The following is a 23,548-nucleotide window of genomic DNA, read 5'->3' as shown; positions in this document are numbered from 1 at the left end:
AATGGATAATAAAAAACAAATGACTGATGAACTTCTTCCTATAAAAAGTTCAAGAAAAAAACCAAAAGTAGGAGATGTATTTGTAATCCAACCCAGAAAATCTCTATACTTTTATGGCAAGGTTATCAAAACAGATATTCAAGCCATAAATCCATTTCTAAAAGGAAAAAACACAGTCTTGATCTACAAGAAGGTTACATCTGAGTTAAAGGTGCCTGATAATTTAAACGTGAATACGCTTTTGATTCCTCCACAAATCGTGGATTTTGGAGGATGGACAAAAGGTTTTTTCTTTACAGTAGGAAATTTGGAATTAACAAACGAAGAAATAAACCTTGATTATGGATTTAAAGATACTCGTATGGCAACTGAATGCTATCGCAGTGAAGAAGGAGACGAATTAAATCATAAACCTTCAATAATAGGGATTTATGCAGTAGGAAGTTACGGTTCAGTAGCCTATAAGGTAACAAAAGCACTTGAAAAACATCCAGAACTTTTGGATGTTTAACTCTTCTTTCATTTTTACTTTAATACTTTATATTCATTTTTAAAAGTAATTAGATAGGCAACGTCACTGTATCAGCTACTCATCCGCGACGACGAACGCGTGGCCAAAGAAACATCCGAAGGTCTGAAGCGGCACCTCTCCGATCATATAGGCAGCACTTCCCTGATGGTTGATAGGAATAGCCGTGAAAAATTCAAAGTTTGTACGTAATGTAGTTAAAAATCCAAATGTAATTGCAAAAGTTGGTGATGAAGCTGTGGTGTTGCTGAAAGCTTGTATAATAATGGCAAGATTCTCTATAAAACACTTGATGAAAAATGAGTATGTTAATTTGTAGGAAAGTCAAAAATACTCATTTTTGATTTGAGTAACAATGCAGAAGATGTAGGCATGCTTCTTTATGATTCGCAAATTGAACTAGCAGGAGGCATATATGAATATGGGAAAAGTGAATAGCAAGCAGACAATAATAACATTCAAATGAATTCGGTTCATGAATATAGCATCATAACTGAAGAAATATTTTATACTGCTTTTTCTAAATTATATTCAATATGGGGAATTGATTATAGCAGTTAGAACTCGATAGTGAGCAGTCGATTGCACCATGATATGGGAGAAATACATGAGCCATAAACTGAGTAAATTTTTCGTTGACTTCTCTCCTTTTGACATGGAGATTATAACCAAAATTCCAATAGATAAACTTGTGAATATTATATGTAATTTTTATTGGGATATAGGGCATAAATCAATTAAAATCATTAGAAACCCAAGTGATTTAGAGACATATATAGATTACAGTCCAGATAAAAAGTTTGAAAAACTAGATGAAATAAGAAAGATTTCAGTTGCAACATACAAGAAAAAAGAAAATAAGCAAAAATTTGATTCCGTCATAATTCATTTTGAAGAAGATAAATCAAATAAAACCAAAATACTCTGGGAAACTAGTTTTGGTTTTAAAACTTGGAATACCATATATATAATCATTGCATTTTTCATTGGATTGGACTTTGCCGGAAAACAACATACAACGGGATTAATGGCAATGTTTTTGTTGTTGCTGATTCCTCTTTACCTAGCTATTTCTTTTAGGATCAAAAGAATTGAAAAACATCCGAGTGTTAAAAAATGCAAAAAAGAATTTGAGGAACTAATCAGGAAAAAAGAAAGGGAACTGTTTCCTGATGATTATTGAAACTTTAAGTTCTGTATTTTAAATTAATTTTAATACAGTTATTTATCAACTCGCAGCCTTTGGTAATTAGACTCCTTTCATGCATGCTTTGAACATAATGGACGTACTCTGACATTAGAATCAATTTTCAAAAATGGAAAAGTCCTGATTGAAACAAATTCTTACTCAGTTGATGTTCTTGTATGGAAAGGTATCCAAACTGGATCTACAACAATAGAGAAATAGAGAATCTGAACAATAATGAAAAACGAAGGTGAATATGACAATGAAGATGGATGAGCTTAGATTCATACCTAAAGAATTCGTATTTGCCGATATCTGGACTTCTGATGAAGTCCATACTCATTTATCACTTCATCAACTTTTAGATACTATAAAAGGATATGCTCCCGAATGTAACTATGATGAAAAAAAGAAAAGAATAATGCTCAGAAATAATTTTGCAATGAAGATAGTCACGACTAAATTTGCTACTGAAAATAAATTCTCATTGGAATTTTTTAGATATTATCATAGATTTTACGCTGTATATGTTATAATTGCATACATAGCTTCATTTGTTGTTCAATCTTATATTCCGATGATTGCCAAGTCGGGTTTTTTCGCCCTTGTAATATTCATGCTGCCGATTCCTATAATATGGATGGCTTTTGAAACTATTCGAGGGATTAAAGGAATAAAAGGTGTAGATTACTCAAAGGAAGCAGAAAGGGCTTACTCTGAAATACTTAATACAATAAAGGAAAAAGAAAAAGAGCTTGATATGATAGAGACCACAGATAATATTTGACTTCTTAAAAAATTGTTAAGTTGTATACTCAGTCCGAATCCTGATATAGTCATATTCAAATAACATTTTCTACGCCTTTGATCTCTTATTCCTCGTATTGATGTAGAGGGTAATAACCACCTCTCCAGAACCATCATAAATTTTATCAAAGGAAAAGATTAGTCTTCTTTTTTGATGACCTCTTCTTAATCCAGCGGATACGATGCTTTCTGATCCGTATAATCCGCAGGCATTGAACAGGTATTCTTATGCGTTGAATAATCCGGTGAAGTATACTGATCCAAGCGGACATTATATTGAGACTGCCATTGATGTAGCGTTCCTTGCAATGGACATTAACGATATTCGTGCCGGTTAATGCTGATAAATGGACATACATTGGTCTTGCTACTGATATCGCATGTGCTGCTCTTCCGGGTGTTACAGGCGGAAGGCTTGGAGTTCAGGCTCTGGAGGAAACAGTTACTCATACGGATAACGTTGGGGATTTGTTCAAGCTGCTGGATAAGACGGCGGATGCATATATTTCTCTTGATAAAAATCCAGATATCACAAATGCAATTTTGAACCGTTTTCATTATTTACGCTTACCCCGTAGAACCGTAAGGAGTTTTCAATATCTGAAAAATTTAACCCTTGAATTACCTGCTGTTGTATCAAAGATAGACGTGTTGAAAATTCCGGGATCCCGGAACAATTTTAGAATCGGACATTAAAGAAACGTTAACGCTTTGAAAGAATTAGCTTGAAATATAATCAAGTCAAAAGTTAGTGATATTATGGAGGAAGTTAAATATGGATTTTAATGATTGCACAAAATTTGCAAATGAAACGCCTGTTTGTTATCTTGCAACAGTAGAAGGAGACCAGCCTAGAGTTCGGGCTCTGGGGTTCTGGTTCGCTGATGAAAGCGGATTTTACTTCCAGACCGGAGCTATGAAAGACATGTACGGACAGCTTCGGACAAACCCGAAAGTAGAAGTATGTTTCTGGCAACCGGGAGAAGCAGCAGGGGCAATGATGAGGGTCGCAGGTAAAATAGAGTTTGTAGATGAACCGGAACTAAAAAAGAAGGTTCTGGAGGACAGGCCGTTTCTTAAAGACCTTGGTATGACATTTGACAGTCCGGAGCTTATAATTTTCCGCATCTCCAAAGGTGAAGCATATTTCTGGACAATGACAACCAATTTGGAGCCTAAAAAATTCATAAAATTCGGCGATTGAAATATTTGCCTGAAATAGTATTTTTGATTAATCACCATGCCAAAGCTCAGTGTTTTAACCCCTAAGGGCCATATTTTAAATATTCAGGTCTGGTTTTAAATATTCGGGTCCGATTTTAACTTTTGTTTCTTCAGCGCTTATATTTATATTTGCCAGTAGAGAAATATATAAAATCGGATTAATTTCTCTTAATCGGATATTCCATCATCACGGGTTTTTATATATATCTTTTTGCAACGTCCGTTATTATTTTTAGTACAATGCCTGCAAATATAACATATGTCCATATGTCTATATCTGTTCCGTCATAGAATGCTATCATTCTTGTCGCCTCAAACTTGTTAATGTCGCTTTATGTATGTACCTATGTTAAATAAATTTTTATGAGTATTTGCCTTGAAAGACGAGCCTTTCCCTCAATCAGGATAACTCCCGAATAGGTAGCCCGTTGAAGATCTTCGAAAATATTTCGATTCCTGCTTTAATGAATCTTGCCCACGAATCTGGAATGGTTTCCCACGACTGCACAGCGTATCTTTTTTTCACCACGGCGGCACAGCGGCACGGTAGAAACAACGACTTATAAAAAATGGACATCTCTTACCATTCTTTTAATGACCAATATACATATAAAGAAAGCATACCAAATTTTTTCCCCGAAGTGGTATTATGCTGGATATGCTCAGAGGTATCACGATCGATGACGTGACAACCCGGGACATGGATGATGCAATCCGGGTGGAAAGCACGGAAAACGGCGGCTGGCACGTCGTGGTCATGATTGCGGATGTTTCAAAGGTAGTTCACACGCATTCAGAGCTTGACCGAATTGCGATGTCCAGGGTCGAGACCAGGTATTATGCAAGCGGTAACAGCCCGATGCTGCCCCGGCGGCTAGCAGACGAGGAGCTATCCCTGTGGCCGGGGAAGTCGAAATATGTCCTTGCCGTGGATATCATCCTCGACGCGGACCTGTCGATCCTCGAAGCAAGGCTTTCACGGACTGCGATGACCAGCGAAGCCAAGCTCGCCTTCTCTGATATCCCCCGCATTCTCTCTGAGCGGGAGCACCCGCAGCACGCTCTCATCAAGCTCGCAAGCCAGCTCGCAAACGATCTTTTGACTCAGCGCCGCAACCGTGGAGCGCTGGCATTCTACGACCTGTGGCGGGGGTTTGTGACGAATGAGGAAGGATCGCTTCGGCAACTAAGACGCAGGGAGGATACTATCGGCTACGTCATCATCCAGGAGCTGATGATTCTCGCTAACATGGTCGTAGCAGAGTATGCGGTCAAAAATGACATTCCTATCCTTTTCCGCAACCATACGGCCCGGAGCGCTACCCCCGAGAGGGTGGACTTGCTGAAGCTGCTCGAAAGCATGGCTGTCATCCCCGAGATAAACATAGCTACCCTCAGGCATACCACGCACATGATGCTCAACAGAGCTGAATACGACCCCGTCATCCTGGGTCATTTCGGATTGAACCTGGGAGCTTATACCCACTTCACCTCGCCAATCCGGAGGTATGCTGATCTTGTAAACCACCGGCAGATCCGGGCGTACATCCGGAACGAACCCCTTCCTTATTCTAAAGAGGAGATTCGGTCAATCGCATCGCACGTCAACATGGTGCACTTCGAAAACGACAGGGCCAGAAGTGAGTACTTGAAGGAAAAAGCGTACAGGAAAGCCGAGTCGTTCATCCTGGAGGCCCGGATCGAGGATACGAGTGATAAAGAATTCGAGCACATCACCAAATTCCTGATCCGCAAGGGGGAAGACTGCCCCGAGGCCTACTGTGATGCTTTCCGAAAACGCCTTGGAAAGCTGCCTATCATCTGCGCAGAGCTGGTACTCCTGCAAGCCCCTGATGGCGAAAGATGGACAGGGCTTAAAAAAGCCCTGCTAGAGGAGATGGTAACCGCGCCTCACCGCGCAACCTCGATCTTCGATATCGCGCAACATATCCCCGGCTGGCAGGTGCCCGTATACGAAGTGACCGAAACTTCACGGGGCAACCTGCCCGTATTCACTGCCCGGAGCACCACAAAAGTCGGCAATAGAGAATACCGGTCCGCCGTATACGAGGACCTGACAAAGAAAGGCGCCGTGCAGCGGGCATCCGTAGACCTGCTCGCGGCCATCCTGGGCTTACCCGCTCCTGCCCTGAAGACCACAATAGCGGACCCGTCGGCAAGTAAGGAAGAGGTGACGATTAACACGTCGAAAGACCCGATTTTTGCCCTGCAGGAGTATTGTCAGGCAAAGAGACTCACCCTGCCAGCTTATTCGTTTGAGACAGAAGGGCCAATCAACAAGCCGACCTTTACCTGTACCTGCACCTTTGGCTCTTCGACCAGCACCGGACAGGCGGGAAACAAGAAAAGGGCCAAAAGGCTAGCGGCCAGAGCGATGATATACACTTTGGTGCCCAGAAATTGATCTTGAGTTTGAGGTTATAACGAGAAAAGCAGTGCAGCTGTGACGCCGTAGCTCTTTTAGTTTTGATTCTTGTTTTCGCGGGTCTTGCTCTCGAATAAATCGAATCATTGAGTTCGTCGAAATGTATGTCCTCTATAGATTTGCCGACACAACAAATTTATTGAACGACAGCGTGGACAAATGACTTCAGGATATCAACTGTTCTGTCTTTATTTACCCCCTGAAAATAGGCTTTTTTCCAATCTTCTCCCGTTATATTTCATACCTGTGTAAATCCGCGCTGTGTAAGGAATGTCTCAACCGTTCCTTCCTTGATACCGAACTTAAGAGTTTGTCCCAGATATGACACTTGATTCCAGAGATTCCTTCCCGCCTCAAGCTCGGAGTTCCCGCCATCTGTTTTTGAATACGGCTCCCTTACGGGGGCAGGAAAGTAGTTCCTGGATATCACCGGTCTATATGGGAGGAAGAGACAGGGGAATAAGGTTTGCGGATGTCAATGGCGACGAATTAGAAGATCTTCTCAGGGGTTATGTGGATGATGACGGTGATGTTTTTTGCTCGACCTGGATAAATACCGGAGATGGCCGGGAACTGAACAGTCCCTGGACAACACCGACATATTTCACGTATAATACTCATGACGGGGGTGCTCGCCTTGCAGATGCTAACGGAGACGGATTGGCTTACATAATCAGGGGTTGCAGAAGTGCCGGAACGGAACGATATGATGCTTATCTCAATACCGGTGAGGGCTGGATACAGGATAATTCATGGAACCCTCCAACTTACTTTGTAGATACCGAATATGATCAGGAACTGTTAATTGCTGACCTCAAGGGGGATGGACCGGTCGATCTCATTAAGTAAGGCTCTGCCTGGTTAAATACCGGCAGTGGATGGTAACAGGGTGATTCATGGGGATCACCTTTATCACTCAGGTCGTTACGTACCGGTACACGTTTGATGGATATTACCGGAGACGGTCTGGTAGACATTCTTAAGGGTTATTTTGGCAGTTCAGGATACGTTCACGATGCCTGGATAAACACGGGTGATGGCTGGGAACAGGATAATTCGTGGAATCCACCTGCACTGATAGCAAGCTATACTACCAACCAGGGAGTACAGTTTGCAGATTTGAATGGAGACGGGCTGGCAGACATTGTCCATGCAGAAGCACGTCTACAACGATGCCAACCAGTTAAGTAAGGTCCGTTACTCCGCTAACAATTCCCTTGTGGAAAAGTACTGGTACGATACAAATGACAAGAGAATCAAGAAACAGAACTTTGGTGGAGAATTCACCTATTACATCAACAAATACTGCGAAATCGATAACGGTATCTCTACCAGCTACTTCTTCCGCGATGACGAACGCGTAGCCAAAGAAACATCCGAAAGCATGGAGTGGTACCTTTCAGACCATATAGGCAGCACTTCTTTGATGGTTGATGAAACCGGGCTTGAGGTCGAACGCACCGATTACTTCCCATACGGCCAGGTTCGGTCAGGCGGGCTGGAGAAATACGGTTTTACCGGGCAGGAAAATGATGCCGATACAGGGCTGATGTACTACGGTGCGAGGTATTATTCGCCTGAGTACAGGGTTTTCTTTCAGCCGGATACGATGCTTCCTGATCCGTATAATCCGCAGGCGTTGAACAGGTATGCTTATGCGTTGAATAATCCGGTGAAGTATACTGATCCTACAGGGCATTTTGTAGATGTTCTTGTGGATGCAGCTGCATACTCCTGTAACCTGGTGACCAGGTCGAAAATTGAGACGGAAAAAAGATGCTTTTCATACAAGCAAAATATGTGATTGAATGGAGGGGGTTTCCTATTCCCAAATCCGGGGGATGGAGGGGTATGATATTATATTTGGGATAACTCCATTCAATCACGGGGCGTGTTTTTCTACTATTGGATGTTTCTATGCTTATTGCCTTGGTGTATTCAAGTCCTACTTTTCCACAAAGTGTGTCCATATGCTCAATAATACCCAACCCTGTCTAACCATTTCTATGTATTTATAAGTATCTCAAATTTATAATAAAGTAAAAAATTTTAACACGTTTATTTATATATGTTACAAAGTTGAATACTATAAGAGTTGGAATAACAGCGTTTTTATCTAAAGTTATCTTGCAATCAAAGAATCGTTATGAAAAACTTTTTATAATGTATAACTTTTTATCTGATGACCAGCTTCAAAATTAGCGATTCCCTCCTGGCAAAATATTGAAGCTGGTTAGGCTTCCTCTATATAAATCGGAATGAAAAATATACCTGTTTTTCAAAAAGATATATGTATAAAAACAAGAGAAAAGAGTGTGATTGAGAGTTTTAGGGGTGTGTTTCTCTCAATCACCGTTGCGTTCAAATCCTTTGGGAAGTGCATTTGAGAGTTTTAGGGAGTATCACTCTCAATCGCCATTGCGTTCTAATCCTTTGGGATTTATTCACAATTCTACTTTTTCAAACTAAGCAGAATCTATTTTTTGTAATGTTCCTCCTCATATAAGAAACTTACTTAAATTTCAGAATGAGTTTAATTTTTTTACACCCTCACTAATTTATTTTGGAAGGTTAACTAATTCTCTGGTATCCAGGTTAAAAATTGAGATGGGAATGTACTGCCCGGATCGCAGGCATCTGTACTATGTATATCCTACCCTCGCAGTGAGGAAAAAAAGAGATTTTACATCTGACATCGACAATCAACATATAAATTAATTTCTTATGTTGATTTTATGCACTCCATTCTTTATAATTAGAAATTTATGCTCCTTAATCAGATTTGATGTCAAACTATACTTACATAAATATAGAATTATATCTCTTATGTAAAAATGAGTAAGTTGAGTGCAGGAGTCTTATGGAAATGAATAGAAATACGGGGATAATGGTAGTATTAGTATTTGTTATTCTTGGAGGTGTTAAAGATTGGATGGATGAGAATTATATTCTTAGTGATACTTCAACTGTTTATCCATATGATCATGGCGCTCGGTTAATTGGCGCAGATGGTCATAGAATAACACTTCTCAACTACAAGAATGCAACTGACGTAACAAAAGACGAAGTTCTAAGCTTTATAACAAGCGATAAAACTGATCAGCATCCATACACTTCTCAGTATAAATGTGGTGATTTTGCTGAAGATGTACACAATAATGCAGAAAAAAGCGGAATCCGCTGTGGATATGTGTTGTTAGATGGAATCGATCATGTTTGTAATGTGTTTAATACTACGGATTATGGATTGATCTTTATTGATTGTACACACGGTACAACTATAATTCATTATAATTACGACAATCTTGAATGGAGTACAGTAGTAGAAGATTCTTCTTATGATTCGATTGTTAAAGTCGAAAAAGGGAAACAATACAAGCCGAAATCCATAACGACTGGAGAGTATTTTGACTCGATGGGCATTGTAACAGATTATACAATTTATTGGTAATGTTACCTTCAGTCTTCAAAATGACTTATTTATTTAGAGATGTTAGCTAATTCTATGGCAACCTGGTTGAAAATTGAGATGGGAATGTATTTCCCGGATCACAGGCGTCTGTACTATGTCTGTTCTTCTCCTCCGCAATGAGGAAATGAAGAAACAGTTTTATTGCAATCGTTAAAGAATAATATCAATTATTTTTTCTTTTTTTAAGAGGTATGATACAGTACTTTTAGGGGGAATACAACATTCAGCTTTACAAACATTCAGCCTGACATTCATTAAAAAATAGCTATTGTCTATCTTTCTCTTATAAATAGTGGTTTATAATGCTTAATTATAAGTGGGAATAACAACAATAACACTCAGCAGGATTGTGAAGATCAGGACTTCATCAAAAAGCTTGCCTGCAGGGGTATCGGCTTCAAATATTATTATATATAACTTATTTCGCCAGTTATTCTCAGGTGGCTTATTTTGCGTTTTGTCTATCATGGGATCCGACATTGTTAACATCCACCCTCACAGAAGAGGTTGATACGTAATCCGAATTTCCGAAGATGTGCTTATGATGCAGCACCCTGCAAAAAAGTCATGTTAACCTATGTTTCAAAAATCAATAAGTATTTTCTTGCAGTAGCTAATGTTACAGGTAAATAATCTGGTCTTTGACATGATCTCATAATTTGGGAAGATTTGAAGTTTCCGGTGCTCCTTTCAGGTCGTCCACCTTTACATGGGCGATACCCCTGGTTTCGCTCCGGGATCACAGGAAATCGGAGAGATTTATAAAAACGTGAACATCCGGGAAGGAAGCGGAAGCGTTGCAGGTCCGGAATTTGAGCATCAAAAAAGGTGTGACTAAAAAGGCAAAACTCAAAAATTAAGTGACTATACAAAACATTATCGTCCACAGGTTATTCTTGAGAAAAGTCCAGGTTGCGAATTGATAATCAAATGTGTTATTATTTAAAAATTTCAAACTCGCAGTTTTCAAATGCTCTTGTTTGTCCTTTTTACTTGTTTTTTCATATTATTGATTATTGCAATGTATTCAAATGATTCCGAAATATTTATCTATCTTAATGTAGTTTTATCTATTGGTAAATCAATTTTACTTGATTTGCCAACCGTTCTTCCTTGGGACCTAAAATTCGGAGAGTAATTTGCCATTTTAACTCTCTGAATAGGGAGTTGGGGGTTTAACCTCCATTAATTTCCTCCTTTCTTCCTTTTTCTCTATTTTTTCAATTTTTTATTATCCTACCTTATTTTAAAATTTATATTCTTCTAAAAAATAAGATACCTTAAAGCAGCGCATTCTTGTAAATCGTAGCGAAAACAGATATGAAAAGCTTGGTCAATATACCTGGCGATTTTCTCTGCTATTGGGTAATATACCTTGATTATGAATATTCAAATGCAATTATGGTCCAACCGGACCTGCTACAGGTATATCATAGTATATCATTTCTGCAAAAAGAATTATCATCAATATAAAAATTAAATCACCAAGAATCAACATAATTTTATCTTTAATATTATCAGTCACATCATTCTCTGTCTTTATTATTTCAGTATTTTCCGGACATTATGCAACTTTCATTTCAATTATATCATCATAAAATCCTAAAGTTACTAAAATATATTTTAATGAGTGTATAATAATATAAGGAACAAATATAAATATTATCATAATTGGTGCGCCTAATACTACTAACTCAAAAGACTGAGGGTCGAAAATAGCACATGTCTATCAGCCCTTTAGAAGCCCTACGAAGCATGAAAAACATGTCCGCAAGTAAGAACTGCTGAGGACGTTTGTGAGTTAGAAAGAAGCAAAAAAGGTTAAAACGGTAGAAATTTCAGTATAATTTCTCATTCATTTCTTCTTATTCCTTTTGTGAAGGGCCGCCAGTCAAGCTGGCGGAGGCGCTGATGTTAGCTACGGGTTTAAATGGGGTTTTCTGGTAATTTCAATCGCTTTCTTTTCTCTCTTTCCTTTCTCCTCTTTCCTGCCCTTCAAAATGAAATGTTCATTTGGAGCGCAGTCCGTTAATGATTTCTTCCAGGAGGAGGAGGGCGCCCGAAACTCCCATATATGTTTTCGGGATTATGTGGATGTAGCCTTCTTCCGGGAAGGCGATTTCGATGCCGGCTTTACAGCATCCCTTTGCTTTTAAAAGCTTAAGGGTAGGGCCGTCAGCTAAGGCAATGTCAGCCGATTCAAGGGAAGGGTCCCTCTCCCAGGCTTCGCAAAAGCCCTTTTCCTCCAGAAACATCCTGAGAGATTCTGCTGTTTCAGGGTCGCTTCCGGGAAGCAGTTTTACTGCAAGGGGAGCCATGCCCAGGTAGGAGTAAAGCCAGTGTGTAAGAGGGAAGGCAAGCGAGCTTTCTGCCCTGATTGAAAAACTGGCTCCTTTGGGAAGTCCTGAGTAAGAATGGAAGCGTGAAATCTGTCGGTAACTGGCCTGTCGGGCTCTCCGGACTTCCGCAAGGGCAGGTGCAGGGTCGATATCCAGGACAGTTGCAACTTCCCTCAACAGGCTTTCATTCGCATCAAACCCCAGGGGAGCCCCGAGAGGAGAGAAAATGGCAGGGGTCCCGAAGTGCTCCCGGTACCATTCTGCAATCCTTCTGCCATATTCGGGGAAAAGGACGATATTGCAGGCTGCATCGCCTGATTCCCTAATTTCGTCAAGGGAAGTTCCGGCAAGGAAAACGGTCCCCACTTCCAGGCCCAGAAAAGCCAGGAGCCGCTTCATTTCCGCAACCGATCCTTCCCAGTGTTTGTGGAGCAGGGAAAGCCCTATGAGGTTCACTTTTTTCTTTGATTCCGGGAGATGGAGGGGGCTTGAGGGAGACCTGATTTTCAGGTGTTTGAGCAGGGCAAGGGCAGTATTTTCAAACCCCCGGGCTGCGGGAAGAGAAAAACCCGGATTTTCCACCACAAAACAGCGGTCCTGCAGCCCTGCTTTTTTAATTACACTCTCCAGGTCGTCTCCCACAAGGCTTGCCCCAGGGGAATTAATCACCATAAGCAGGCCTTTTTCTTTTGCTGCTATTACTGTAAGCGCCCTTTCAAACTTTTCAAGGGAACCCCGGATGTAGTCTTCCCCGTCCAGGCAGGTGCAGGGGACCCTGGGCTGCCCGAAATAGAACTCGTCCTGGAAAGCCAGGGGGTCATGGGAACTTTCCCTGGGGAACTGCCTGTCCGAGAGAAAACTGTGGTATAACTTGCACCCTGTAGGCCCGTTGAGGATCACAGCCGCATCCCTGATTCCTTCTACCGCCAGGATTGAACCCGTAAAAGCGTCCGGGGAAAAAATCAATTTTCATCACCTCCGTCGTACTTCCACCCTTCCGTAACCGGCAGCCGCAGAAGAGTACTCCAGCGTTTTGCAAGTTCAAGCCCGCTCAGGAATCCTACCTGCGGAGAGAAGGGGATAGTATCGTAATGCACTCCGTCTTCAGGGACCGAAGGGGCATAATTCGAAAGGACCAGGTCCGGCATAAGAGTCCTGACATCCTTTGCCCTCTTTTCATCCGTATAATTTCTCTCCACAGGGAAGGCTTCGCAGGATAGGAAACCTGGGCTTCCCCTTCCGAAAAATGAGACCGAAATCCCAATTTTGACGATTTCCATCCCCAGATCCCGGATCGTATCCAGTATCCAGCCGATATCCTCGGTGTAGCTCACCAGAAGCACGCGCTTTCCCATGAGACGGGGAGCATATTTTTCAATCCCTGCTTTGTAAACCGTTTCCTGTTCCTTCAGCAGGAAAGAAGGGTCCTCTCCGGGAAGCAGACATGCTGCCAGGGCTTTTATCCAGAGGGAACTTTTCCGGAAACCCACAGGGAAGGGAAGCTCAAAAAACTCAAGTCCGAAACGCTCGGAAAGATACGCCTGTATGGCCCGGGTTTCGGGATCATCGCAGGCCAGCAGGTTTATTTCCGCTTTTTTAAAAGAACGAAGGGAAAGGGTGTCTGTCCCTTTTAAAAACCGGCAGTTTACCCTGTACCCCAGCTTTTTGAGCAGCCCTGCGATCGTACGGAAGTATTCCTCTTCCCGCAGGGAAAAGCTCCTTTCTCCGATAATATTGACCAGGCCTTTTTCGGGCTTTAAGGAAGGGTCAATCAGGTCAGCAACCCGTTTGTAACCCTCAAGCAGCCCGGTCGAAAAGTCTCCTGTAAGGACCCCTTCCACAGGGACTGGGATTACCCTTGCTCCGGAAAAACGGGATTCAGCTCTTGCACTTGCCCTTCCGATATCATCTCCTATGATTCCTCCGGGGCAGGTGCTCACTACAAAGACCGTTTGCCAGCCGGCTGAAAGGGCTTCTTCTATTTTCCTCTCCAGCATTTCAAGCCCTCCGAAGATGACATCCTCTTCCCCCATATCTGTTGGTAGGAGGCCCGGGACCTGCTTTTCCTCACCTGCAGGGACATTTATTCCACCTCCTTTTAAAAATGAGCAGGCAAGGGCATCGGCTGTGATATGGGTGCAACTTCTCGGCCCGTGCAGGACCGTGGCGGCATCGTTAACCTGAAAAGTCGCAGTCGCAGCCCCTGAAAAAGCACAGCCGTAAAGGGGTAGCCTGGAGGGAGGTGGTGCAGGGGGTTCAGGGAGTGGTGCAGATACTTCTTCGGGAGTTCCTGAGGACTTTGTTTCGGGAATTCCGGAAGGGATTTCTGCGGAAGGCCCGTTTTCCCGGTTGAGAGAACCAGGCTCGGTACCGGTTTTTTCATCGAGTGCAGAATCTGTGGAAAACGGTTTTCTGTTAGCCCGTTCCCGACTTCCCAGCACTAGAGCTTCAAGCTCAAGGTCACCGAGGGGGTTGGCAGGGTGGAGCAGGCTCCGGTCCTTTTCCAGGGTTTCAATATATCCTGCCAGCTCCCTGAAAATACCCGCAGGAGCAGAGGCAGGGAAAGCTTCGGCCAGGGTTTTTCCGACTTTTTCAGCCTGAGAAAAGACTTCGTCCCTGGGAATTGAAGCCAGCACGGGCAGCCCTACCGCCCTAGCAAAGGCAAAGACCCTTTCCTCTTCTGCGAAAAGCCCCCGCCCGTTGAAGATAATGCCTGCAACCCTGGGGGCTGCATCCTCGAAATTCCGGATCCCCCGGAGGATGTTGTTGGCTGCGTACAGGGCCATATATTCCCCGGAAGTCACCAGAAAAACCGCATCGGCATATTCTTTCCTCAGTGGGACTGCAAACCCGCCGCAGACCACATCCCCGAGTACGTCATAAAGAACGACATCAAAGAAAGAAGCCCTGAGTCCCAGGCGTTTTAAGACCTCAAAACTGCTCAGGATACCACGCCCTGCACACCCGATCCCGGGTTTCGGGCCTCCGGCTTCCACGCAGGCAGTACCTCCGTAGCCTTCAAAGACCAGGGCTTCGAGATGCTGCACTTCCATGGGAGTTGCACGTACATAGTCCAGCACCGTGGGGATGCCTGCCCCGCCAAGGAGCAGACGGGTGGAGTCGTGTTTCGGGTCGCAGCCGACCTGCAGGACCCGCTTTTTCGAATTAGCAAGGGCAGCCGAGAGGTTGGCAGAAACCGTGGACTTGCCTATGCCTCCCTTCCCGTAGAGGGCAATCTGGATCACTATTTTTCCCCCGCTGCCTTTCTTGAATTAAAAGGAAAAAATTCCGATAAAAAAGCATTAATTGTTTTTTCTGTTTTGAGGATCATATCTGGATCTTATTTGCTAGTAAGCAATTAAAGTTGTGCTTGACAACCATACCTCCATTGTTACCTACTGGTATGTCCGTTAAATGAGACAATAGCCCTGAACAATTTAGTTTGAGCAGGAGTTAACAACCAAAAATGGAATTGATAATTATAGTACCATTAACGGTTACAGGGGGAATTTTCCATGCCCACGGCAAGGCTCTTTAATCAGGCTAGATTACTGCCGAAGACTGGTCTTATTTTTCTGCAGGCCGGGAGAATTCCTGGTCTTCAAGGAGCACGAGCCCCTGCCTGGGGTGTGAATTTACTGCCCCGGGGGATAATGTCTCTTCCCTGTTTGCGATAAACCTGAAATAACCAAGCCCTATTAGAAAGACCGGATATATGATCTTCCAGGTAAATCCCGAAGCCAGAAAACTCAAAGACAGAAGTGAAAGAACCGAAAAGCCCCATTTCTGCCAGCCTGTTTCTGTTTTCCAGTAAGCAATTATGACGAAGCCGCAGAGGAAAATAAAGTTCTGGTTTACGAGCATCATCATAGCCGTAATAGGAATCTTGAAGAAATAACATCCTGTAATTATGGAAACGGACAGGGCGTATAGAGCCCCGAGGCTGGGAAGAGGCACGTTCCTTTTTGAGAGCTTTCCGAATACTGCAGGAAAAACCCCAGTCCTTCCAGCCGCATAGATCAGACGGCTTGCAGTAAAGTTCCAAGAACATGCATTTGCTGCAAGCACTACTAATATAAGCCACATCAGAAAATTTCCGCCTGGAATAAAAAGCACAAGACTGGAGAGCCCGGCAGCCCCTTTAAGGGAAAATCCCGTAGAACTGGCCCCTACGCTTATCAGGGCAAGTAAAACATAGACTGCAGCAACCAGAACAAAGCTTATCCAGTACAAACGGGGAACGTTTCTTTCGGGATCCTTTATCTCTCCAAGGGAAAAAGAAAGATTTTCCCAGCCCAGATAAGCCCAGAAAAGCAAGGCTGTAACATTCCACACTATGTTTGGCGCCACGTTTCCATTGCCGCTAAGAGTTTCTCCAGCAATCCTCAGCCCGGAACTGAAAAAATCGAAGTTAAAAACAATAATCAGCCCTATAAGCAGGAAAAGTGCTGTGAGGGCCAGATAGTTGACCAGGGTAATAGCTCTTATTCCAAAGAGGTTTGAAATAAACATCAGGCTTACAAGAAGGATCGCACAAAAGGTCCCTCCCAGTTCCGAGAGATTAAAAAACTGCCGCGCATATTCACTGCCAATAAAAGCAATAGCAGGAAGTCCGAAAAGGTAAGAACCGCTTACAAGATAAGAGACCGAATACCTGCCCCAGGGCCCGACTGCTTTTTCTGCGTAGCCGGCAAGCCCGGCTATCGAGGGAAATTTAAGACCAAGCCTTGAGCAGATCTGAATCCTCGGAATAGTAACGAAGGTAATAAGCAGCCATCCAAGGATTGCTTCATGGACGTTTCCCACGCTGAGAGCCAGGCCGGGCAATGCGAGGATTCCCGTACCTATGAGCATGCAGACTGCAAGCCCTATACCTCTCTTTAAGGTAATTGTTTTTTCAAGATCGGTCATTTTATCGTTACACTGACATTTTTGATTCTCGAGCAATAAATTACTATGTAAAAATAGTATGATTACTTACAGATAAGTAATCAATAGTTTTGGAAGAAATCAATCTTTCCACCCAAGATCGGCCTTAATTAGAGAAATTGACTTTGCAAGCGTCTTTCTTCCTTTAATGGTGGCCAATTGCCTGCTACCTATCAGGGTTCCAACGATCAGTTCTGCACGTGCATCTACAGGACCGGAGAAGTTAAACTCCCCCTGTTCCAGACCGGTTTTAAGAACTCTGGAGAACCAGTATAGTATTTCATCCAGTAGTAACAGGCTTTGCTTTTGAACCTTCTCCGGAAGTTCTTCATGATAGATGATTACCGAGCCCGGAGGGCAGATACATCTGCCTTCATCGAAGTCCCTCAATGTGTAATCAAAATAGGATTGAAGCTGCTCACGGGCTGAGCCTCCGGATTCCACTACCTGGGAAAAATTTGCAGCTATTTCCTTTCTGCTGTCTTCAAGCAAAGCCGCAACCAGATCTTCTTTTCTGGGATAGTAATTATGAATTGCGGCATTTTTTATTCCCAGCTTCTGAGAAATATCTCTATAACTAAATCCGTTATAACCCCTGGATTGAAGAAAAAGCCTTGCATAATAGAGTATCTGTTGATTGGTCTGGTTCATATTTTTCATAACAACGCATGTATCTGTTAATAAGTAAATTGATAGTGCTCATCTATATAATATCTTTTGGCGTCGGTTAATGGATTCTATGCATAAATTCAAGTGCTATTAACGGTGGTTTTTTCAAAGGGTCCGCTCAGATGTTGCATAAAAAATAGAATTTTTTGACATTTTGAATATTTCCTTGAAATTATTATTTTTGATTTTTATGTTTAAACCGGTACTTACTTATATGTAAGTAAGTATTTGAAATATTAGTAGATATCCATCAAATGATCGAATATTCAATGATTGAAACAAAAGGTGGCAAGTTGGCTGAATTTACTGTAAATTCCGCAGTCTGTGGCTTTGTTCACAAAATACGTGGAAGCAAAAAAGGAAACAAAATTATTGTTGACATAGATACTCCATGTGCAAAGGTAAAGAAAATTTCTCACATGGAAGTTCCCATGATGGAAATTCTGGATATCAAAAACAATTATGTTATTGATAGGGCACATGAAGCAGATTGTTCGTCAAATTGCCTTGTACCCTGTGCAGTACTCAATCTCTGCAGAATGGAGAGCGGTTTCCTTGCAAAATCCCTGGTAAAAAAAGCAGGCAGCATCAGTATAGAATTCAATGAAGTCTAAAATTATGTTTTAATGTGTTGATCAAAAACTGAGAATCGCTTTCCAAAAAATGATTTTGCTTAATTAAAAAAGGTGTAATCATGCCCCACATAATGGAATTAGTCGGAAAAGCAAGAGTAGTGGTGAAGGACGGAAAAGTCGTCGAAGTCAGCGAACCTGAAGTTGAATGGTGTCCTATCTTTGCCAAGTTGCGTGGAATTCAGAAGATAACTTCGGAAGAAGTCAGGAAGAACATGGAATTCAGGATCAGCGATTTCGGGATGTTTACCGACAAACGCAAGCTGGAACTCGAGGACTTTGTAGGGTTTGGAGCCAGCGAAATTATGATGACTGGTCTTCGCAGGGGTTTACTTAACACAACAGTAACAGCCTGTGAAGGTGCAGGAACCATTATTTCCAACAATCCTACCCTTGTCCAGGGTATGGGCGAAAGGATGTCCGGCCTTGTCGAAACCGAACCTATAGAAGGCATCATAAGAGGGATCACGGAACGCGGCGGAATTGTGCTTGACCCTTCAACTGCAAAACTGGACTCTATTGCAGGCGTGAAAAAAGCAGCCGAACTAGGGTACAAAAAAATCGCAGTAACCGCACCTTTCGGTGAAACCGCTAAAGAGTTAAGGAAGCTCGAAGCCGAACTGGGGCTTGATCTGATAGTAATTGGGGTTCATGTTACAGGTTTAAGCAAAGAGGATGTCCAGACCCTTGTTGAAAATGCAGACATCACAACCAGCTGCGCTTCAAAATATATGAGAGATCTTGTAAAGCCTCTTGCCCAGGTAGGAACAGCAGTGCCGCTTTTTGCCCTTACGCAGAAAGGAAAAGAACTTGTTATCGAAAGGGCAAAGGAGATAACAAGCCCGCTTTTGATCAATACCATGCCTCTGCCTGCACTGCCTGAAAACAAACAGCCCAGGAAACTGAAGTAAAACAGCTTTTCTGAAATAAAACAGCTTTTCTGAAATAAAACAGCTTTTCTGAAATAAAACAGCTTTTCTGAAATAAAACAGCTTTTCTGAAATAAAACAGCTTTTCTGAAATAAAACAGCTTTTTTGAAGCAAACCGGTAACAAGTCTGATGACATGGAGTAACTTTTTAGTTGAGGCCTAAATGGCCTCAATCAAAGTTGAACCGGCACATTCGTGCAAGCAAAGTGACTTCTTCACGTCAAAAAAAGATTTTTCCTTTTATTCCATTCACATTACCGGCACTCATATTCACAAATGAATCATTCAAAGGCTACTGTTCTTAAAGAGGAATTTCATGAGAATTATTTAATAACTGCACATGCAAAGTTCATATACCTAAGCGAATGTTGTATATCTGTGCATCTTTTTAAGTAACGTCTTTCGATGTCTGATGGGCTTAAGTTTTCCACAAGATTAAATCCTAAACTTGCAAGATCTTCGGCTAATCTCAATGAGTTGAAACCTCCTGTTTTTCTTGGTTCACCTACCTTTTCCAGATATTCCGTTGATTTTTGTAGTTGTTCAGACTGCTTATTGAGGTTAAGCTCATTAATATCTATATAATCGAAAACAAGGATGCTGCCAGAAGAAGTAATGTTAGCAATAGAACGCAGTGTTGTTTCCACTTCTTCCCGAGTTAAGTAATTAGTGACACCAAGCCAGCTAAAGAAGGTTTTAGCTTCAGGATCATAAGATGGTAAGTGAGTAAGTTCAGTTTCTAAATTTTGCTTAGTGAAATCAATTGGAACAAAATATAAATTTTCTGGAATTTTCCACCCCAACTCTGCATATCTTTGAAGCTTAAAATCTTGTGTTGTAGGCTGGTCAATTTCAAAAACTTTCAAATTTTCCATTAAATCTTGTCGTCGAAGTGCAAATGTATCCATCCCTGCACCAAGAATTACATATTGATTAACTCCCTGTCTGATAGTTTCTTCCAGGATATCTTCGGTGTATCGTGCACGGGTGACAATATTATTTGTTGCTGGTAAAAAAACCTCGGGGATAATCTGTTGTTCAATCTGTTCTCGCACATCTTCGGGAACTAAATCATAGGCTAAAAAGTCATCAAATATCTTGTCGGTAGCATGTATGCAGTGATAGGCACGCATGTAAGCTGTCCATAGTGAAGTATTGCTAACCTGGTTCTCGTTCATTTGATTCTCACCTTTTTTAGCTCATTTTCGAATACCAACTATCTATTTTCTTATCATCTATTCCGGGTCTTCCAGATCCCTTTCCAGGCTTGAGAAGGAGAGTAAAGGTTTTACTTAGTTTAAGGATTCCTCAGTCGATCTCGAAATCATGAACGATTTTACTTTTTGTCTTTAATACAAATTGCCATAAATTGCAGTTATCCTGCTCTTCGGATAGGCTCTTAGATCTCTGAAAAAATACTAAGACCTTCTGAAAAAGTCATTTAGAAACCTTATCTGTCTCACCAGGTAAGGTAAAAGAGATTCAAAAACCCATGGCAGGTACATGTGGTTGCAATGAAAAAGCCCTTTCTTTTCTCAGCTTTATTCCCTTATTTTTTTCGAAGGTTTTTCCTGTGAGGTTACGCCCTTAAAAGGAAAGTTATCTCGATTAAACATGTCTATAAATATAAAGAAAGTGATATGTATTCTGTACTTATATAATATCTCAAGCAGGCTGGTTTCTGTGAAGATTTCCAGCTTTGTTTGAAGAGATGTTCTTATGAATAGCAGTACAACAGTGAAAAATCTTGGCTCAGGGCTGGCAGTCATAGGCTTTGTCTTGCTTCTTGGATGTGGCTTTTATAGCTTTTTAACCACAGACTCCAGCCTGGTACTTAAAGTGTCAATCGGAGCAATTGTAGCAGGTATAGTACTGGTTTTATTGACCCTGATAAAGGAAAAAACGAGTGTCAAGGATAAGGAAACTGAAAGAAAATACTAGGTGAGCACATGATAATCGCAACCACGGATACGATAGCAGGAAAGGAGATCACACAAACCCTTGGAATGGCTCGCGGTAGTACCATTCAGGCCAAGCATATCGGCAAGGATATCATGTCAGGGCTGCGCAGCGTCGTAGGGGGTGAACTGACAGAATACTCCGAGATGCTTGAAGAGGCAAGGGAGAAGGCAATCAACCGTATGGTGGAAGATGCTGAAAGGATGGGAGCCGATGCCGTGGTAAATGTCAGGTTCATGACTTCCATGGTAATGGCAGGGGCAGCCGAGATACTTGCGTACGGGACAGCTGTTAAGATAATGGACAGGGAATAAAAGAAAGGGATGAGGAACGATCATTTTTCCTCAGATGTAAAACCTTATAATCTATTTTAACAGTACCATCGAGGTTTGTCTTTCTCTTTCAATTTATCTCTTTCAATTTATCTCTTTTAAATTATCTCTTTTAAATTATCTCTTTTAAATTATCTCTCTTTTAAATTATCTCTCTTTTAATTTTCAACCTGACGATCGTTTTCTGTAAGTAAAAAAGCCCTGATCTCTTAAGGTGTTCCGGGAAGAAACTCAAATGAAAGAAGCTCAAATACAATCAGCTCAAATACAATCAGCTCAAATGAAAGAAGTTCAAATGAAAGAAGTTCAAATTCAATCAGCGTGCCGGATAAAATCACAAAAAACAGGGAGAAATGTGGATTTTTACAGGGCTCTGCCGTGGCAAGCATGAGCCCTGCATTTTATGGAGATAAAGTTACCGGTTTGTTTTAAATTAATTCTACCGGACTCAGGCAATATGGATGTAAGAGTCCACAAGTTTCTTGATTTCTTCATTCTTGCCGTAGAGTCTCTCACTGAGCTGGTAGTCGTCAAGACTTTCAAGATATTTTACGGTGTCATTGATCATACCTTCAGTGAAGACATCGTACTGGGTGAAGATGTCCTTGTATTTCTTCAGGGCCTGGGCAGACTCATAGCAGGAAGCTGGGAGGTGTTCAAGCTGAGCAAGTCTGTCTTTGTGTTCTTCCTTGAAGATGTTCACGTCGATGTAAAGGTTCTTTGCAATCTCAAGAGCGTTGTCCATTTCAAATCCGTGGCGGATACCTACAGCAAAGGCTGCAAAGAGGAGGTAAAGGTCAGCAGAGGGGTCTGCAGCACGGAATTCAAAGGTAGACTTGTAGCTGTGGCTCCTGAAATCCTCGCAATAGTTGGGGTTGACATGAGCAATCATCTTGCTGCAGTCGTCAGAGAACCAGCCAAGAGGCACACGGATCAGAGCAGAGCGGTTCCTGTCTCCCCAGCAGATGTTGGTTGGGGCTTCCTGGTGAGGGACAAGGCGCAGGTAGGATGTTGGGATCCTGTTTCCAAAGGCGGTGATTCCTGCTGCAACGTCAAGAAGGCCGGCCATTGCACGCTTTGAGACGTCACTGACATCGCCGTTCTCGACCATGACACTCTTTCCGTCTTTCAGGAGTTTCATGTGGACGTGCAGTCCGCTTCCTGCTTTTCCGACAGTGATCTTCGGGGCAAAGCTGATGATCACACCGTACTGGTCAGCAAGCATCCTGAGCATCCACTTTGCAATAAGCAGGCGGTCAGCACTGTTTTCAAGGGTGTCGGTTTCGAATTCGATTTCGTTCTGCTCATAATAGTAGTTGTCATCAATGAAGTTCCCTACTTCAGAGTGGCCGTACTTGATTTTTCCGCCAGCTTCGGAGATGTACATCATTGCTTCCTTCCTGAGCTGGTCGTATTTGGTAAAGGGATTGGACTCGTGGTACCCTCTCTGGTCAACAGCCGGGAAACCCATGTTGACTTCACCCCTGTTGGCGATGATGTAGTATTCGAGTTCACCCATTGCCTGGAGTTCGTAGCCTGTCTTCTCGGTCAGGACCTGGGAAGCCTTCTTCATGACGGTTTCCGAAGCGCTTTTGAGGGGGGTTCCGTCCTTATCGAAGTAAGAACAGAGGATGTCCACAGTGGGGATTTCCTCAAAAGGATTCACGAAAGCAGTCCTGTATTTAGGGAGCACATAAAGGTCGCTTGTGTCTGCCTCGATGTATGAAAAAAGACTTGACCCGTCTACCCTCTCACCGGCAGAAAGTAAGTTGTCAAGGTGCTCTTCATCTCTGATCACGAAGGTAAGGGCTTTAAGTCTCCCATCGCCACCAACATAGCGGAAATTCAGCATCTTAATTCCGTTTTCCTTGATGAACCTTATAATGTCATCCTTAGTGAACTCGCTTGCTGGCTTATTGAGGTACTGTACCAGTTTGTTCGGATTCAGTTCTACATTTGATGTTTTCATAAATATCCCTTCTTTTGATTAAAAATGTCTGATTGGAGTATTCGAGTATTCAAAGCCTCATTTCAATACCGAATATTTATCAGGCTTAATGGTTGCCGTATCAAGCATGATCATGTGAATTTTGC

Annotated in this window: 24 protein-coding genes; 16 read left to right on the top strand and 8 right to left on the bottom strand. The window is 42.3% G+C overall.

Features of this window, described 5'->3' with window-relative positions:
- Position 1 precedes the first annotated feature (1 nt).
- From ACSAZL_RS08325 to ACSAZL_RS08280, 10 genes are all read left to right on the top strand, one after another.
- On the top strand, positions 2-511 hold the full coding sequence (locus ACSAZL_RS08325) for an immunity 26/phosphotriesterase HocA family protein (protein WP_440948223.1): 510 nt from the start codon (positions 2-4) through the stop codon (positions 509-511).
- Between the two features lie 625 nt (positions 512-1,136).
- The gene (locus ACSAZL_RS08320; RefSeq protein ID WP_440948222.1) at positions 1,137-1,712 is read left to right on the top strand and encodes a hypothetical protein; all 576 of its coding nucleotides are present in this window, start codon (positions 1,137-1,139) and stop codon (positions 1,710-1,712) included.
- A 259-nt stretch (positions 1,713-1,971) separates the two neighbouring features.
- A complete protein-coding gene (locus ACSAZL_RS08315; protein WP_440948221.1) occupies positions 1,972-2,502 on the top strand; it encodes a hypothetical protein in 531 nt (176 codons plus the stop codon).
- 323 nt (positions 2,503-2,825) lie between these two features.
- On the top strand, positions 2,826-3,218 hold the full coding sequence (locus tag ACSAZL_RS08310) for a hypothetical protein (RefSeq protein WP_440948220.1): 393 nt from the start codon (positions 2,826-2,828) through the stop codon (positions 3,216-3,218).
- Positions 3,219-3,297: 79 nt separating this feature from the next.
- Positions 3,298-3,726 carry a pyridoxamine 5'-phosphate oxidase family protein gene (locus ACSAZL_RS08305; protein WP_440948219.1) on the top strand — a complete coding sequence of 143 codons (429 nt, stop codon included), beginning with the start codon at positions 3,298-3,300 and terminating at the stop codon, positions 3,724-3,726.
- 669 nt (positions 3,727-4,395) lie between these two features.
- Complete coding sequence (locus tag ACSAZL_RS08300; RefSeq protein ID WP_440948218.1) at positions 4,396-6,171, top strand: RNB domain-containing ribonuclease; 1,776 nt, start codon at positions 4,396-4,398, stop codon at positions 6,169-6,171.
- Positions 6,172-6,630: 459 nt separating this feature from the next.
- Complete coding sequence (locus ACSAZL_RS08295; protein ID WP_440948217.1) at positions 6,631-7,041, top strand: hypothetical protein; 411 nt, start codon at positions 6,631-6,633, stop codon at positions 7,039-7,041.
- A 96-nt stretch (positions 7,042-7,137) separates the two neighbouring features.
- Entirely contained in the window at positions 7,138-7,383 is a 246-nt protein-coding gene (locus tag ACSAZL_RS08290) for an FG-GAP repeat domain-containing protein (protein ID WP_440948216.1), read from the top strand.
- Positions 7,316-7,996 (top strand): RHS repeat-associated core domain-containing protein, encoded by a 681-nt coding sequence (locus ACSAZL_RS08285; protein WP_440948215.1) that lies wholly within the window; start codon positions 7,316-7,318, stop codon positions 7,994-7,996. Before ACSAZL_RS08290 ends, ACSAZL_RS08285 begins: the two co-directional genes overlap by 68 nt.
- Before the next feature lie 1,056 nt (positions 7,997-9,052).
- The gene (locus ACSAZL_RS08280; RefSeq protein ID WP_440948214.1) at positions 9,053-9,643 is read left to right on the top strand and encodes a hypothetical protein; all 591 of its coding nucleotides are present in this window, start codon (positions 9,053-9,055) and stop codon (positions 9,641-9,643) included.
- Positions 9,644-9,970: 327 nt separating this feature from the next.
- Here ACSAZL_RS08280 and ACSAZL_RS08275 read toward each other — a convergent pair whose 3' ends face one another.
- Positions 9,971-10,153: a hypothetical protein gene (locus ACSAZL_RS08275; protein ID WP_440948213.1), complete on the bottom strand. Its 183-nt coding sequence runs from the start codon at positions 10,151-10,153 to the stop codon at positions 9,971-9,973.
- A 220-nt stretch (positions 10,154-10,373) separates the two neighbouring features.
- On the opposite strand from ACSAZL_RS08275, the gene ACSAZL_RS08270 reads away from it, so the two are divergent.
- Positions 10,374-10,502 carry a hypothetical protein gene (locus ACSAZL_RS08270; RefSeq protein ID WP_440948212.1) on the top strand — a complete coding sequence of 43 codons (129 nt, stop codon included), beginning with the start codon at positions 10,374-10,376 and terminating at the stop codon, positions 10,500-10,502.
- A 561-nt stretch (positions 10,503-11,063) separates the two neighbouring features.
- On the opposite strand, the gene ACSAZL_RS08265 is transcribed toward ACSAZL_RS08270, so the two are convergent.
- From ACSAZL_RS08265 to ACSAZL_RS08245, 5 genes are all read right to left on the bottom strand, one after another.
- On the bottom strand, positions 11,064-11,189 hold the full coding sequence (locus ACSAZL_RS08265) for a hypothetical protein (RefSeq protein ID WP_440948211.1): 126 nt from the start codon (positions 11,187-11,189) through the stop codon (positions 11,064-11,066).
- Between the two features lie 484 nt (positions 11,190-11,673).
- Complete coding sequence (locus ACSAZL_RS08260; protein ID WP_440948210.1) at positions 11,674-12,969, bottom strand: nitrogenase component 1; 1,296 nt, start codon at positions 12,967-12,969, stop codon at positions 11,674-11,676.
- On the bottom strand, positions 12,966-15,248 hold the full coding sequence (locus ACSAZL_RS08255) for a nitrogenase component 1 (protein WP_440948209.1): 2,283 nt from the start codon (positions 15,246-15,248) through the stop codon (positions 12,966-12,968). Before ACSAZL_RS08255 ends, ACSAZL_RS08260 begins: the two co-directional genes overlap by 4 nt.
- Positions 15,249-15,570: 322 nt before the next feature.
- A complete protein-coding gene (locus ACSAZL_RS08250; protein ID WP_440948208.1) occupies positions 15,571-16,914 on the bottom strand; it encodes an APC family permease in 1,344 nt (447 codons plus the stop codon).
- A 99-nt stretch (positions 16,915-17,013) separates the two neighbouring features.
- On the bottom strand, positions 17,014-17,592 hold the full coding sequence (locus ACSAZL_RS08245) for a TetR/AcrR family transcriptional regulator (protein ID WP_440948207.1): 579 nt from the start codon (positions 17,590-17,592) through the stop codon (positions 17,014-17,016).
- A gap of 302 nt (positions 17,593-17,894) precedes the next feature.
- Here ACSAZL_RS08245 and ACSAZL_RS08240 point away from each other — a divergent pair, with 302 nt between their 5' ends.
- The gene (locus ACSAZL_RS08240; protein WP_440948812.1) at positions 17,895-18,215 is read left to right on the top strand and encodes a DUF6951 family protein; all 321 of its coding nucleotides are present in this window, start codon (positions 17,895-17,897) and stop codon (positions 18,213-18,215) included.
- An 80-nt stretch (positions 18,216-18,295) separates the two neighbouring features.
- Positions 18,296-19,144: a methanogenesis marker 8 protein gene (locus ACSAZL_RS08235; RefSeq protein WP_440948206.1), complete on the top strand. Its 849-nt coding sequence runs from the start codon at positions 18,296-18,298 to the stop codon at positions 19,142-19,144.
- Between the two features lie 342 nt (positions 19,145-19,486).
- On the opposite strand, the gene ACSAZL_RS08230 is transcribed toward ACSAZL_RS08235, so the two are convergent.
- Positions 19,487-20,341 (bottom strand): class I SAM-dependent methyltransferase, encoded by an 855-nt coding sequence (locus ACSAZL_RS08230; RefSeq protein ID WP_440948205.1) that lies wholly within the window; start codon positions 20,339-20,341, stop codon positions 19,487-19,489.
- 541 nt (positions 20,342-20,882) lie between these two features.
- Here ACSAZL_RS08230 and ACSAZL_RS08225 point away from each other — a divergent pair.
- The 3 genes from ACSAZL_RS08225 (at position 20,883) to ACSAZL_RS08215 (ending at position 21,845) form a co-directional block, all read left to right on the top strand.
- Positions 20,883-21,104, top strand: a complete 222-nt coding sequence (locus tag ACSAZL_RS08225) for a hypothetical protein (protein WP_440948204.1) — start codon at positions 20,883-20,885, stop codon at positions 21,102-21,104.
- 8 nt (positions 21,105-21,112) lie between these two features.
- Complete coding sequence (locus ACSAZL_RS08220) at positions 21,113-21,436, top strand: YbjQ family protein (protein WP_440948203.1); 324 nt, start codon at positions 21,113-21,115, stop codon at positions 21,434-21,436.
- 253 nt (positions 21,437-21,689) lie between these two features.
- Positions 21,690-21,845 (top strand): hypothetical protein, encoded by a 156-nt coding sequence (locus tag ACSAZL_RS08215; protein ID WP_440948202.1) that lies wholly within the window; start codon positions 21,690-21,692, stop codon positions 21,843-21,845.
- A gap of 57 nt (positions 21,846-21,902) precedes the next feature.
- Here ACSAZL_RS08215 and ACSAZL_RS08210 read toward each other — a convergent pair whose 3' ends face one another.
- Entirely contained in the window at positions 21,903-23,423 is a 1,521-nt protein-coding gene (locus tag ACSAZL_RS08210; RefSeq protein WP_440948201.1) for a glutamine synthetase family protein, read from the bottom strand.
- Positions 23,424-23,548: the final 125 nt, after the last annotated feature.

This window comes from Methanosarcina mangrovi (assembly GCF_052057765.1).
Lineage (GTDB): Archaea > Halobacteriota > Methanosarcinia > Methanosarcinales > Methanosarcinaceae > Methanosarcina.
Note: the sequence above shows the minus strand (reverse complement) of the source record. Positions and strands in the feature narration are given on the sequence as shown.